The organism is Gemmatimonadota bacterium (genome assembly GCA_026706345.1).
Classification (GTDB): Bacteria; JAAXHH01; JAAXHH01; order JAAXHH01; family JAAXHH01; genus JAAXHH01.
Genome location: JAPOYX010000075.1, coordinates 1 through 13227 on the forward strand (window position 1 = coordinate 1; position 13227 = coordinate 13227).

General features: G+C 63.1%; 11 protein-coding genes. All 11 read right to left on the reverse strand.

All coding sequences use genetic code 11. From position 1 onward, the window contains the following. A partial coding sequence (locus OXG98_05980; protein MCY3771549.1) for a DUF5916 domain-containing protein occupies nucleotides 1-1945 on the reverse strand: 1945 nt, incomplete at its 3' end. Nucleotides 1946-2082: 137 nt separating this feature from the next. Further along, nucleotides 2083-2676, reverse strand: a complete 594-nt coding sequence (locus OXG98_05985; GenBank protein ID MCY3771550.1) for a hypothetical protein — start codon at nucleotides 2674-2676, stop codon at nucleotides 2083-2085. 106 nt (nucleotides 2677-2782) lie between these two features. Next, nucleotides 2783-5038, reverse strand: a complete 2256-nt coding sequence (locus OXG98_05990; GenBank protein ID MCY3771551.1) for an ABC transporter permease subunit — start codon at nucleotides 5036-5038, stop codon at nucleotides 2783-2785. Next, nucleotides 5035-5781, reverse strand: coding sequence for an ABC transporter ATP-binding protein (locus tag OXG98_05995; protein MCY3771552.1), 747 nt, complete (start codon nucleotides 5779-5781; stop codon nucleotides 5035-5037). The genes OXG98_05990 and OXG98_05995 overlap by 4 nt, the downstream gene beginning before the upstream one ends. After that, nucleotides 5778-7145: an ABC transporter permease gene (locus tag OXG98_06000; protein MCY3771553.1), complete on the reverse strand. Its 1368-nt coding sequence runs from the start codon at nucleotides 7143-7145 to the stop codon at nucleotides 5778-5780. The genes OXG98_05995 and OXG98_06000 overlap by 4 nt, the downstream gene beginning before the upstream one ends. 32 nt (nucleotides 7146-7177) lie before the next feature. Next, on the reverse strand, nucleotides 7178-8038 hold the full coding sequence (locus tag OXG98_06005; GenBank protein MCY3771554.1) for a phytanoyl-CoA dioxygenase family protein: 861 nt from the start codon (nucleotides 8036-8038) through the stop codon (nucleotides 7178-7180). A gap of 317 nt (nucleotides 8039-8355) precedes the next feature. Then, complete coding sequence (locus OXG98_06010; GenBank protein ID MCY3771555.1) at nucleotides 8356-9258, reverse strand: SPFH domain-containing protein; 903 nt, start codon at nucleotides 9256-9258, stop codon at nucleotides 8356-8358. 196 nt (nucleotides 9259-9454) lie between these two features. Further along, on the reverse strand, nucleotides 9455-10087 hold the full coding sequence (locus OXG98_06015) for a peroxiredoxin (GenBank protein MCY3771556.1): 633 nt from the start codon (nucleotides 10085-10087) through the stop codon (nucleotides 9455-9457). A 114-nt stretch (nucleotides 10088-10201) separates the two neighbouring features. Further along, the gene (locus OXG98_06020) at nucleotides 10202-10846 is read right to left on the reverse strand and encodes a ThuA domain-containing protein (protein MCY3771557.1); all 645 of its coding nucleotides are present in this window, start codon (nucleotides 10844-10846) and stop codon (nucleotides 10202-10204) included. Nucleotides 10847-11000: 154 nt separating this feature from the next. Continuing rightward, nucleotides 11001-11858 carry a phytanoyl-CoA dioxygenase family protein gene (locus OXG98_06025; protein ID MCY3771558.1) on the reverse strand — a complete coding sequence of 286 codons (858 nt, stop codon included), beginning with the start codon at nucleotides 11856-11858 and terminating at the stop codon, nucleotides 11001-11003. A 139-nt stretch (nucleotides 11859-11997) separates the two neighbouring features. Then, nucleotides 11998-13179 (reverse strand): formate-dependent phosphoribosylglycinamide formyltransferase, encoded by a 1182-nt coding sequence (gene purT, locus OXG98_06030; protein MCY3771559.1) that lies wholly within the window; start codon nucleotides 13177-13179, stop codon nucleotides 11998-12000. Between the last annotated feature and the right edge of the window lie 48 nt (nucleotides 13180-13227).

Here is a 13227-nt window from a genome sequence, read left to right on the forward strand (position 1 = left end):
TGTCGCTGAACTCGGTGGGTCGGTAACTGGAGCCCAGGTAGACGTCCCAGTTGTTGTTCAGTTCGAAATTGGCCCCCGCGAAGAACCGGCCGTTCTTGTAATTGTTCCGCCACGACGACCAGGACCAGGGATCGTCGAGGGCTTCGTGCCGGAAGTTGTAGAACGTGAAGAAACGAAGATCGTAGCTTTGGAAAAGGCGTCCCGGCGTGATGTTCTGGTACTGAATCCGCGCGCCGCCGTCGAGGCGCTCGCTTGAGCGGGAGAAGCCGAGGTCGTTGATCTCGAAACCGGGCGATATCTGGGCGAACCAGACCGCGCCGGTCCAGTGTTCGGCGTCCCGTCGGGCGAACTGCAACCGCCAGTTGTACCCGTTCATCGAGGTGGCGGTCGAGTCCACGGCCAACCGCGTGGCGTCGGGACGCTGGAAGTAGTGATTGCTGGACCGCTGTATCCGGATCAACGCCTCCGGGCTTCCCTGGACGCGGCTGCCGGCCATGTAGCCGTAGACGGCCCAGTCCCGCGACCGCGCTCCACCCCAGTTGTGCTCGAAATCCATCCCGCCGGAAAAGGCCTCCGACGTGAGGTAGTCGAAAGCGCCGTCACCGGGAAGGGCCCGGTGCATGAGCGAACCTACGGCCCCGAACTGGCTGGCGCCGTTTCTCAAGTCCCGCCGGACCCGGAGCACGCCGAATTCCGCGCGGGGTTCGACCGTAAACTCCGGGATGCTGCCGTTCGCAATCGAATGGGCCTTCCCCGATTCCCGACCCGTGACCGCGGCCAGGGCGCCGATGGACACGCCGCCCGGTGACCGGCCCGTGATCTTGGCCGCGCCGAGGATGCTGGTTTCCGTCGGTATGTCGGAGAAATCCGCACCGTCCGGCGTGCCGCCCCTGGGCTGCCGTCCGATCCGGCGGCTGTAGTACAGTTCGTCCCGGCCCGACAGGCCGAATTCGAACACCTGCGCGTCTTCCACGAAAAACGGCCGTTGTTCCCGGAAGAACGTCTCGAAGGCCGAGAGGTTGACGACGGCGGGATCCACTTCCACCTGCCCGAAGTCCGGGTTGACGGTCAGGTCCAGGTGGTAGGACGAGCCGAGTCCGTACCGCACGTCGAGCCCGGCCCGCGCATTGTAGTCCGATCCGTCGAAGAAGGGGTTCCCCTGCTCGGCCCGGGCGGTCCGGGCGCTGCCGAGGGAGTACGGCCGGATTTCCAGGCGCCTGGCGTTCGACGGCAGGACGAGCCCGTTCAGGCGGCCCAGGACGCTGACCCGACCATATCGCTGCCGGGACTGCAGGGCGAAGTCTATAATCTCGTCCGTGGCCAGGCACCGCCGCATGAAGTTAATGCCCCAGGACTGCGGGCCGTCCGTCGTCTCGTACCGTATCTGGGACAGGGGGATCCTCATCTCGGCGACCCAACCCTGATCGTCGATCGCCACGCCGGATTCCCATACGGCGTCCCACGCGTCGTCCTGCCGCACGTCATCGTACAGGTACGCATCCCGTTGCGCCCCGGCGGCGCTTACGCGGAACTGGTAGCCGGTCAGCCGGTCGTTGTTCGGATCGATGGATACGGAGAGCAGATCGAAGGCGCCCCGTTCGTCCCGCCGGACGAGCTGCCGGCCGATATGCTCCGGATGATCGTCGTACATCCGGGCGCCGATATAGATGGCGTCGGCGTCGTAAAGCACACGGATCTCGGTAACTTCATCGGGCTCGGCGCCTTCGACGGGTTCCCGCTGAACGAACCGCGTCGCGGGAACGGCCGCCGCCCAGGCCGCTTCATCCAGCCGTCCATCGATCGCAATGTGCCCGGTGCGTTGCGCCGCCTCCATGGCGGGGACGGAAGGCGCGCCGGTGTCCGTCTGCGCGGTAACGGTATCGGCGGACAGGGTGCAAAGGGCAATCAGGGCGACGATCGGCGGAACAATGGATTTCAAATGCATATTTACAACAGTTCCTTCCGGTGGCTGGTGCAGATCGAATAAGTAAACATCGACGTTTGCGTCTTCGACGGAAGTCACCATATTCTACAAATACGCATGTCAAAACTTTAAAATATCGGTCGGTGCGCCGCGAGTTGCTAGCGAGTCCAGGTCAGGACGAAAGCCGGGGGCAGGTTCCGAACGACGAGCGATTCGCACCGGTAGTCGGAGAACAGCGGGGCCATGCGGCGGCGAAACCGTACTGCCGAAGGCAGGCAGTAGGCGTGGACGTACTGAAACATGCGGAATACGGAACCGGGCTCCAGTAGCCGGTCCAGGTTGCCGATGATCTCGTCGATGACCGGGGCCGGCATGGTGGATATGGACAGTCCGCAGATGACGGCCTTGACCGGTGGAACGCCCGAATCCGCGTGTACCTGGAACGCACGGGTGACGGTATCGTGTTCGAAGCGGAGGTTGGGAAACAGGTCCCGCAGCAGGTGAACGAACCGTAGTTCGAGTTCTATGCCGATATATCCGTCGTCATCGGGGAGGATATGCCTGAGCTGGTCCGTGAGCGCGCCCGTTCCCGGCCCCAGTTCCATGACGGATTCGTTGGGCTTGATTTCCAGCCCCCTGACCATGGCCCTGGCGAGCATTCTCGAACTGGGCGTCAGGGCGCACACGCTCAGCGGGTTCTTCAGCATGACCCGGAGAAACAGGAAAAACGGATGTTGTGCGGATCGAGACATGTACTGGTAGGATTGCAGCCGGAGCCCGAGTCAGGGCAGGAACACGGATATCGCAATAGACCGGAGCCAATATACGGTTACGGGCTACGGGAGGCAATACCTATCGCTATGGCTGCGTACGCTGGTCCGCCGGGCCTCCGCGTACCCCTTTTCTGAACGGCAACAGGCCAGGATAGGGCGTGCGGTACCGGTACAGCAGGTAGAGCGCGAAGACGAACACGGGCAGGTTCAACAGGAGCAGTTCCGGGGGCCAGGTCTCGATCTCGACGCCATAGCGGTAGAGGAGGAAAGCGAAGGCGTTGTTGCCCGCGTGAAGCAGCATGCACGGGAAGATTGATCCGGAGAGGACCGCTACGGTGGTGATTACCACGCCGAGGTAGGTCGTCGGAATGATGCGGAACAGGGCCTGGTGAAACAATCCGAATATAATGCCGACCACCAGAATGAGCACGACCGGTCTCAGCCGGCGGTGCAGCCCGTGCAGCAGCAGGCCTCGAAAGGCCATTTCTTCCACGATGCCGGGTGTGAGGGCCATCATGAGCATGATCTGCCACAGGGGAAAGTCTTCCGGTAACAGCTCGCTGGCGAACTGCTCCAGCATTTCCTCCGGGAAGGGCAGGAATACGCTGGACAGTCCCACGACGAAGATCCCGGTCAACAGGGTCGACGGCACCAGGAGCAGCACCGCCAGCCATACCTGGGGCCGCACCGGGCGGATCGCCAGGGCCTGGCGCCAGTCGAGCCGGTGTACCCGGATCATGAGCAGCGAGCCCAGGAAGAAGACGCCGAACATGTTGAATGCCCACTGCCCCTCGAGCCGGGTCAGCGCGTCTACGTTCGAAGGTGCGATGATGACGATGGCCCACATGCCGAGAAACCACAGGAGCACCCGCCTGGGAAACAGCGCGGCGCCGCCCGCCAGGTCCGCCTCGTCCATGTCCTGCGCGGTGACGAGCCTTTCCTTGTCCAGCATGCGGGACGACCACCTGAGCAGCAGGAAGGCGGCAAGCAGCATGGAGGCGCAGGCTACAAGGAGCATGGGGATGTCGTAATGGCCGACCATGACTTCCCGCACGGCCACGGCGACGTTTGCGACCGGCACGACGGCGATCAGCGAGCGCAGGGATACCGCCGGGAGCAACCCCGCCGCCGTCAGGACCATGAGTCCGAGAAAAACCGGCAGGAGGTAGAGCTGGGTCTCCCGGTAGGTTTTCGCATAGGCCGAGATCAGCAGCAGGAGGGACGACACCACGATGGCCACGGGGATGTACAGGGCGAACAACACCAGCACGGCGACGGGCGATACTTCGATGTCCATTTCCGCGGGGAGTTCGATCAAACCGAGGCCGAGGTATACGAAGAGGTTGCCCGCCTGCGCCAGGGTGATGAAGAGCGCGACGGACAGGATCGTCAACTGCTTGGCGGCGATGATCTCGATCCGGCGGACCGACGTGGTCAGGAGGGTTTCGAGCGAGCCTCGTTCCTTCTCACCCGCGACACTGTCCATGGCCGCCACCGACGCGCCGGTGAGCGTGAGAAAAACGAGCAGCAGCGGCAGCAGTCTTCCGAAGTAGAACCCCGCCGCCTGCTCCGGCGTGGCCACGTCCACCCTTGAAAGCCTGATGACTTCTTCGGGGTCCGCCTCGAGCCCGCTTTCACGCAGCGCTTCGGCGCGGTCCTGTTTCCTCGCGTCCACCATCCGGTCCACCAGCAGGGCGCTGCCCCTTCTGGATTCATCCCGGTTGGCGCGGTAATACACCCTGACCACGGGGACGCCCGGATACCGCTCGTCGGCCACGGTCACCACAACGGCGGCTTCATCCCCGGGATCCCTGGTGTCGATTTCATCCCCCGGTTCCGTGGTGTCGGCCGCGGCGCGGGCCAGGTCGAGCGAATCGGCTTCGGATCCGGTCAGGGCTTCCAGGTAGAAATCCAGGCCGCCGGCTTCCAGGCTCGAATCGGGCATCGCGGCCTCCACCTCCAGAAAAGAGGCCGGCCGCCGGTCTTCCTCCCCGGTTTCGGCGGGACCCGCCGTCTCGGCCGGATCCCCGTTCACGGCCGTATCGCCCGGACCGTCGGCCGGATCCCCGTTTACGGCCGTATCGCCCGGACCGCCCGCAGCGCGCAGTTCGCTCCTTGCGATGAGTGTCCGGACGGAGTCGGCAAACGCGCCCGTCACGGTGTAGCGATAGGTCGTCGTGTCCTGCTGTTCCCGGCGCCATTCGCTCATGAATTTGAAACCGAAGAGAATCGCCGGCAGAACGAGGAGCGGCAGGAGCACGCTCAATACCACCGTCCGGCGGTCCCGCAGCAGCATGCGCACTTCGTGCCTGAACAGCAGTCCGATCTTTGCGCGGTTCATGCGGCCTCTTGGATGAAGGAGACGAAGATGTCTTCGAGGTAATGGGCCCCGGTCCGCTCGCGAAGCGCTTCCAGGGTGCCGGAGGCCAGGATCCGTCCCTCGTGGATGATGGCGATCCGGTCGCACAGTTTTTCCGCTTCGCTCATGATGTGGGTGGAGAACAGGATGGTCTTGCCCTGCGCTTTCAGTTCGGTTAATATGGCCTGCATTTCCAGGGCGTTCAGCACGTCGAGGCCGACGGTGGGCTCGTCGAAGACCAGGATCGGCGGATCATGGGCCAGGGTCCGGGCGATCGCCACCTTCTGCTTCATCCCGCTGGAAAGCTTGTCTATGCGGGTGCTGGCATATTCCTCGATCCCGAAGCGCTCGACTAGTTCATCGACCCTGGCGGGCGTCCGGGACGGGTCGTATCCGTTGATCCGGGCGAAAAACTCGATGGTCTCTCTCGCGGTAAGGCGGGGGTACAGCGCGGTGGTGGCCGAATAGAACCCGACGTGCCTGCGGACTTCCACGGGTTCATCGGCCACGTCGTATCCCATGATCTTCGCGGTGCCGGCCGAGGGCTTGAGAATCGTCGTCAGCATGCGCAGCGTCGTCGTCTTGCCGGCGCCGTTCGCGCCCAGCAACCCGAAGATCTCGCCGGGACGGCAGGTGAAGTCGATCTGCCGGACGGCGTGCACTGGACCGCGGGATTCATCGTAATAGGTCTTGGTCAGGTCCTTAACGAATACGGGATCGTTCACGGTTGCCATCCTCTTGAGGGGTTGCGGCGCAGAAGCCGGTGTTTCAGGAAACCGCCCAGTCCGCCTTCATAGCTGCCGGTCATGATGTCTTCGTAGCGGGTGATCGCCGCGGCGATCCGCAGAATGATCCAGATGTACAGGACTTCCATCAGCAGGGTGAGGCCGATCTGGGGCCAGTGATAGACCCCGCCTATGGCCTCCCGGAACACCAGGCAGACGTTTATGATGGGCACGCAGGCCAGCCAGGTCGTGAGTTCCAGGCCGGGGAACTGCATGAAGACCGCCGGTACCAGGATCATGACGGTTACGAAGGGACCCGCCAGGGACTGGGCGTCCTTGAACGTCCGGGCGAAGCTGGCCACGACCATGAGGAAGGCCGAGACGAACAGGGCGAGAAGCAAGATTACCACGAAGATCAGCGGAACGGCGGACCACGGGATCGTGAAGCTCAGGTCCTGGATCCGGTCGCCCAGGAGCGGCGCCATGAGGGTGCGCATGGAGAGGCTCATGGCCAGGAAGTTCAGCATGCCGGCCGTGGTCGAAAGCGCGGCCACGTACAGGTACTTTCCCGCGAGGACGTTCATGTGGTCCGTCGCCGCCGTCAACGTGGTCTCCCAGGTGGAACGCTCGCGTTCTCCGGCCGTCGCGTCCAGGGCGGGGTACATGCCGCCCACGATCAGCATGATGATGACGAGGATGGGCACCGCCATCCCCAGGATGAAACGTCCCATGTCCCGGCTGGAGGATACGTTCTCCCGTTCGATCCAGATCATCTGGTAGGCCGGACCGGACAGCCCTCGTTCCCTGCCCGCCCTTTCCAGGTAGGCCGTCCGGTGGCGGTTGACGACGTCTTCGACCCGGCTCATGGCGATCCGGCTCCGGTCCTTCGACGAGTCGCCGGTGATCCGGACTTCGATGTCGTCCGCGTTTCCCCCGTCGCGCGGAGCGAGTTCGACCAGGAGATCCAGCCGGCCGTCGCGAATCGCGTCCTCGGCGGCTTCCATGGGCGCGGCCGTCACAGGACCGGCACGGTCCGCCTGGTCTGCCTGGTCCATGCGATCCATGCGGTTCACGCTTTCAAGGCGTTCCACGCGTTCCACGCGGTCCAGGCGGTCTATGCGGTCCGCGGCCTCGATTTCGCGGACGAGTGCAGCGTCTTCTCTCACGTCGCCCACGATCATCACGCGGGCCGTGAAGTTCTCCGTCTGGCCGATGACGAATGACAGCCCCGTGTAGGCCAGCCAGAGGAGGACCGGGTACATGAACAGGGGCACCAGGACGACGTTGATGACGATGGAGCGTTCACGCAGGGCGCCGCGGAGTTCGCGGAGGAAAACGAGACCGGTATCGGTGAGATTGAGCAATACGGCTTCCTGTTCGCGGGACGTGGACTAAGCTACTGAAATGACCGGCGGACCCAGTCCCCGGCGTCGCGTACGACCTGGTCGGGATGCAGGCGGCTGCGGGCGAGATGCCCCGTCGTGCTCCGCAGCGTCGGCTGCCGCGCATCCTGGTAACGCCAGTCCATGCTCCACCTGACCTGATCGGAGCGGTTGGGCAGTCCCTGGTGGTAGAGCATGTTATGGAAGAGGACGATGTCTCCCGGGTCCACTTCGATGGACACGGCCTGGTCCACGTAGGGCGCCAGGTCCTCCTGCGTGATTTCGAGGTAGTATTCGCGGTTTTCGTGCCGGGCCATGCCGATCCGGTGCGTGCCGGGGATGAACTGCATGCACCCGTTGTCCTCGCGGGCGGGGACCAGGGGGGACCATACGTTGATCATGCGCAGGGCGTCCACCGTCTCCGCGCTGTGATCGCCGTCGCGGTGGACCTTGTAGGTATAACCACCGTCCTGGTGCCAGAGGACGAGCGTCGGGGCGTGGTCGGGCAGCTTGGGGCGGATGGAGTAGTTGGGGTAAAGCCGAAGTTCCTCGCCCAGAAGGGTTTCCACGATGTCCAGCAGCGGCGGGTGGAAGAAAACCTCGTACATGCCCGCCAGGTGGAGTTCCTTGCGGAAGATGTGTGGCGCCTCGTCCGGGGCGTCTTCGCAGATCCGGGCCAGGCGCGTCTCGAAAGGCGCATCGGCGTGGCCTCTAGAGATCTTTCCCGCAGCCATCAGCCGGTCCGCGAACCGGTCCACGAGTTCGGCGGCGTCGCGCCGGGCCGCCTCCACCACCCCGTCGGGATAGAACCCCTTCAGGATCACGAACCCCGCTTTCTCGAACCGGTCCAGGTTTGTATACGTCTCTACCGCCAAGTCATTGGTCTCCCCGTCAGGCGCGCGGCTCCTGTTCGGCCACCCAGGACAGCGCTCGCAGGTCAGGCCGCGCGTTTTCTAAGTACACCCGTTCATGTTTACCTGCACACGTTTCGATTCCTTCAATCTTCCTCGCGTCGGCGCCGTTTCCTCCGTTTGTGCACTTCGGACCGTAGAATATACTCTATCTGCGCGTTCACGCTACGCAATTCATCCTTCGCCCAGGTGTTGAGGTCATTCCAGAGCTCGTTGTTGATTCGCAGCAGCAGGGGTTTTTTCTTATCCGGCACGATCGCACGTTTCCCTGTAATCCCGCGTCAGTACAGCGAACCGGTATTGACGATGGGCTGCGTGGACGATTCGCTGCAAAGCACGGTGAGGAGATTGCTCACCATGGCGGCCTTGCGTTCTTCGTCCAGGTCGACCACATGCTGTTCCTTCAGCCTTTCCAGGGCCATTTCCACCATGCCCACCGCGCCGTCCACGATCTTCTGGCGGGCGGCGATGATGGCATCGGCCTGCTGCCGCTGCAGCATCACCTGCGCGATTTCCGGGGCGTAGGCCAGGTGGTTGATACGCGCTTCCGATACCGAAACCCCGGCCGCGCCGACCCGTTCGCGAATTTCGTTGCCGAGCGCTTCGGAGACTTCTTCTATGGACGACCTCAGACTGGCGGTCTCCCCCTCGGTCAGATCATAGGGGTAGCTGGTGGCCAGATGGCGAATGGCCGATTCGGACTGTACCTGGATGTATTCGACAAAATCGTCCACCTCGAAACTCGCCTGGGCGGAATCTTCCACGCGCCAGACCACAACGGCTGAAATCTCGATCGGGTTGCCGTTCTTGTCGTTTACCTTCAAGCGCTCGCTGTCGAAATTCCTCGCTCGAAGGGAGATCTTCGCCTTGCTGTTGAGGGGATTCACCCACCAGAATCCCTGCTCCCGCACCGTCCCCGTGTACTTGCCGAACAGCGTAAGCACACTGGCCTCGTTCGGCTCCAGTGTGAAGAATCCCTTGAAGCAGAATCCCAATACGGCGAGCGCCGGTATGAAGACAAACACCAGCAGGAGCACGTCTCTGACGCTCATTTCCTGCTCCAGTACAGGCGGATTGAACGTGATGACCCAATCCATGGCCACAAGCGTCAAAGGAATCAGGACGATCAGCCAGACCAACGCCCTCCAGCCGCTGAATTTCAACGGGCTTCGTTCCGTAATCATTGCTTCCCCTCCTCGCAATACCGGTCTATGGATACCAAATTGATATTATTATGATATCATATTACTGGATAACGGAACGCCTGTCAAGCACGTATTTTCAAATAAAAAAAGGCACCCCGGTCGAGGTGCCTTTTTACCTTCTGTTTTTCCGCACTGCAACGGCCGTCCGCACTGCAACGGCCGTCCGCGGCCGCAATCAGCCCTGGGGCTGCTTCACGTAGCGCAGGTAGGGCTTCACGCGGCGGATGTCGGAGTAGGTCTGGTCCGCTTCCTCGTCGGTGACCGCCGGCACGATGATGCAGTCTTCGCCGCTGGTCCAGTTCACCGGCGTGGCGAGCTTGTGATGAGCCGTCAGCTGCAGGGAATCCACGACCCGCAGGATCTCGTCGAAGTTCCGGCCCGTGGACGCCGGGTAGGTCAGCATCAGCTTGATCTTCTTGTCCGGACCGATGACGAACACCGAACGCACGGTCATCTTGTCGTCGGCGTTCGGATGGATCATGTCGTAGAGCTGGGCGACTTCCTGGTCGGGGTCCGCGATCAGCGGATAGCTCACGTTCGCGTTCTGCGTCTCGTTGATGTCGCCGATCCAGCCGCGGTGCGAATCGAGGGGATCCACGCTGATGGCCAGGATCTTGACGTTTCGCCGGGCGAACTCGTGGGCGATGTTGGACATGTAACCCAGTTCCGTGGTGCAGACCGGCGTGTAATCCGCGGGATGGGAAAAGAGAATGCCCCAGCCGTCCCCGAGCCATTCGTGAAAACGAATCGTTCCCTCGGTGGTTTCAGCTGTGAAATCCGGGGCTTCGTCCATTAAACGTAACGCCATGACAATCCTCCTGCAAAGGGCTTGCTATAGAGATATGATGGTGTGAACTGTGGCCTGATCCGTCCTATGACCACGATAATATACCTATTTAGGTCAACAAAGTAAAGAATAAAATCAGCGCGTACACCAGATCAGTCCGCGACGGACGATTTCCCGGGCTTCCGGCACGTCGAAATCGGCGGCGACGTGACCCAGCGTGCAGTGGAAGACCTTGCCCTTTCCCCACGACCTTTTCCATGCGGCGGGCATGACGGTGCCTTCTATCCACGCGTCGTGATCCCCGCTGAAGGTCGTGGTCGCGAGCACGTGGTTGGACGGATCGACATGCATGTAGTACTGTTCCGAGTGCATGGCGAAGTCGCCCAACCCGGCCGTCACGGGATCTTCGTGATCGATGATGTTGACTTCGTAGTCGATGATCCCGCCCGGGTGGGAAACCCACTGTCCGCCCACCATGTACTGGTAGTTCGTGTGGTTCCGGAAGGCGTCCGCCTGCCCGCCGTGCCAGCCGCCGAACCCGGCCCCGGCGGAGACCGTTTCCAAGAGCGCTTTTTCTTGGGCGCCGGTGATCGCGCTCATGGTCACGGTCTGTACGATGAGATCGTACGTGGGCATGGCTTCCGCGTCCAGGTAGGCGTCGAGCGTGTCGCGCTGCGTGATTTCATATCCTTCCGATTCGAGCAGCGGGATGAAGATGTCCTGGGACTGCCTGGGTTCGTGTCCTTCCCACCCACCCCAGACGAAAAGGGCCTTAGGCATGTGGTTACTCCTATGGTTGCAATACGTTCACTGCCCTATGCTGACCAGGGCACCATGTTTTTGTCGTCGTCAGGTCAGCGGATTCGGCGCGGTCGCCTGCTCCGCCCGTCTCGCTGCCCGTGGCGCGTCTCGCTCCGACCGGCCGTCCCGCCCGCTACGCCCGTCGTTCCCAACGGCTCGGGTTCATGCCGGGCGCGCTGGCCGACATGCCCTCCGGCTTGTTGCCGACGCCGAACTCGTAGGTCCGCATGCTGGGATCGCCCAGGAAGGGCCGGACGGAATCGGGCATCCGTTCCAGGTCCGACGGATCCCGCGGCGCCACGTCGACGATCGGTCCGGCCCAGGCCGGCCGGTAGGCCACCGCGAGCATGGCCCGCGACCGGTTGCCCCTGTTGGGCAGGGTGCCGTGGAACGTCCGGTGGTTCAGGAACAAGGCCGATCCCGCTGCGCAGGGCACGACCACCTCCTCGGGATGGCGCTCGTATCGCTTGTACGGGTGGGCGTCCGCGTGCATGCAGAGATGAGACCTGGGAACGACCCGGAAGGGCGAGACGTCCAGCGTCAGGTCGTCGAGGTAGTAGAGTACCCGGACGGTAATGGGGCAGCTTCCCTCGTACCCGAATATCTTCGAGCCGTAGGGCTGGCCGTCCGTATGGAGACTGATCCCCGGCGTGCCGGGTTCGGACCGGTCATAGGTATAGTGAATGAAAACCAGGCGGTCGCCGAACAACTCCTCCAGGAACCGCACTGTGGGTTCGTAGGCGATGAGTTCGGCCAGCTTCGGGCTGGCAAGGTGCGGATCCCTGCAGCCCCGCTGCTTTTCGCTGTAATCCCGACCGACGGTTTCGAGTCCTTTGCACTCGGTTTTCAGTTCGGCCAGGTAGTCCGGTGAAATCCAGTCCGGGATGATCAGGTAGCCCTCCTCCTCAATCATCCGGATCCGCTCGCCCCGGGTGAGGGCGCGCCAGTCCCGGTCGTCCACATTGATCTGCTGTTCCGTCTGACTGCGCATCATCACTCCTTTCTCCCGTGATGAGGGCGTCGCCGGCGGTCTCCTGACCGTCTCTGGAGGCACGGCCGTCGCCGGCGGCGGCCTCCTGGCGGTCTCCTGTCCGTCAACTGGTCCGCCGGACGCACTACCACGGGACACGCTACAGTTCGACGCGCACGGATTCCATGGCCCGGGCCGCCTTCGCGCGGGCCGCGTCGATGTCCGCCCCACGGGCGACGGCCACACCCAGGCGCCGGTGACCGGAGACCTCGGGCTTGCCGAAGAGAAACAGGCCGGTATCCGGTTCGGCAAGGGCGGAACCCAGGTTGCCGAACTTCATCCGGTCGGACTCGCCTTCCACCACGAGGGCCGCCGAGGCGGAAGGACCGAGCTGGCGGATCTCCGGGATCGGGAGACCCAGCACGGCCCGCGCATGCAGGGCGAACTCGGACAGGTCCTGCGAGATGAGCGTGACCATGCCCGTATCGTGGGGGCGGGGCGAGACCTCGCTGAAGACCACTTCGTCGCCCCTGACGAACAGCTCGACACCAAAAACGCCACGGCCGCCGAGTGCGGTGGTGACCGCTGCAGCCGTCTGCCTGGCTTCCGCCCAAGCCTTCTCGCTCATGGGCTGGGGCTGCCAAGAGTACCGGTAGTCCCCGTCGACCTGTACGTGGCCGATGGGTGGGCAGAAACCCGTGCCGTCCGCGTGCCGCACCGTCAGGAGCGTGATTTCATAATCGAAGTCGACGAATCCCTCTACGATCACCTTGCCCGCGCCGCCGCGGGCCTCGTCGTGCGCGCGCTGCCAGGCGCCGGCCGCCTCCGATGCATGGCACACCGTGCTCTGTCCCTTGCCGGACGAGCTCATGACGGGCTTGATGACACAGGGCAGGCCGATTTCGCGTACCGCGCGTTCGTAGGCTTCGCGGGTCTCGGCGAAACGATAGGGCGACGTGGGAAGACCAAGCTCCTCTGCGGCCAGCCGACGTATCCCTTCCCGGTTCATGGTCAGATGGACGGCCCGCGCCGTGGGAACGACGTGATATCCTTCCGATTCCAGGTCCACCAGGGCGCCGGTGGCAATGGCTTCTATTTCGGGTACGACGAAATCGGGGTTTTCCCGCTCGATCACCGCCCGCAGGGCGGATGGGTCCAGCATGTCCACCACGTGGGAACGATGGGCCACCTGCATGGCCGGCGCGTTGGCGTAGCGGTCCACCGCGACCACTTCCACGCCAAAGCGCTGGAACTCGATGACCACTTCCTTGCCCAACTCGCCCGAGCCGCACATCAGTATCCGGGTCGCCGAAGAGGACAGCGGCGTGCCTAGCGCGGCCATCGGGAGGACCTTCCAATATGTTTTCCTGATACCATCATTCCCGGTGTA

Coding starts and splice junctions, on each gene's coding strand:
- OXG98_05985 (MCY3771550.1), bottom strand. CDS start 2,676: ATGTCTCGATCCGCACAACATCCGTTTTTCCTGTTTCTCCGGGTCATG.
- OXG98_05990 (MCY3771551.1), bottom strand. CDS start 5,038: ATGAACCGCGCAAAGATCGGACTGCTGTTCAGGCACGAAGTGCGCATG.
- OXG98_06010 (MCY3771555.1), bottom strand. CDS start 9,258: ATGATTACGGAACGAAGCCCGTTGAAATTCAGCGGCTGGAGGGCGTTG.
- OXG98_06015 (MCY3771556.1), bottom strand. CDS start 10,087: ATGGCGTTACGTTTAATGGACGAAGCCCCGGATTTCACAGCTGAAACC.
- OXG98_06020 (MCY3771557.1), bottom strand. CDS start 10,846: ATGCCTAAGGCCCTTTTCGTCTGGGGTGGGTGGGAAGGACACGAACCC.
- OXG98_06025 (MCY3771558.1), bottom strand. CDS start 11,858: ATGCGCAGTCAGACGGAACAGCAGATCAATGTGGACGACCGGGACTGG.
- purT (MCY3771559.1), bottom strand. CDS start 13,179: ATGGCCGCGCTAGGCACGCCGCTGTCCTCTTCGGCGACCCGGATACTG.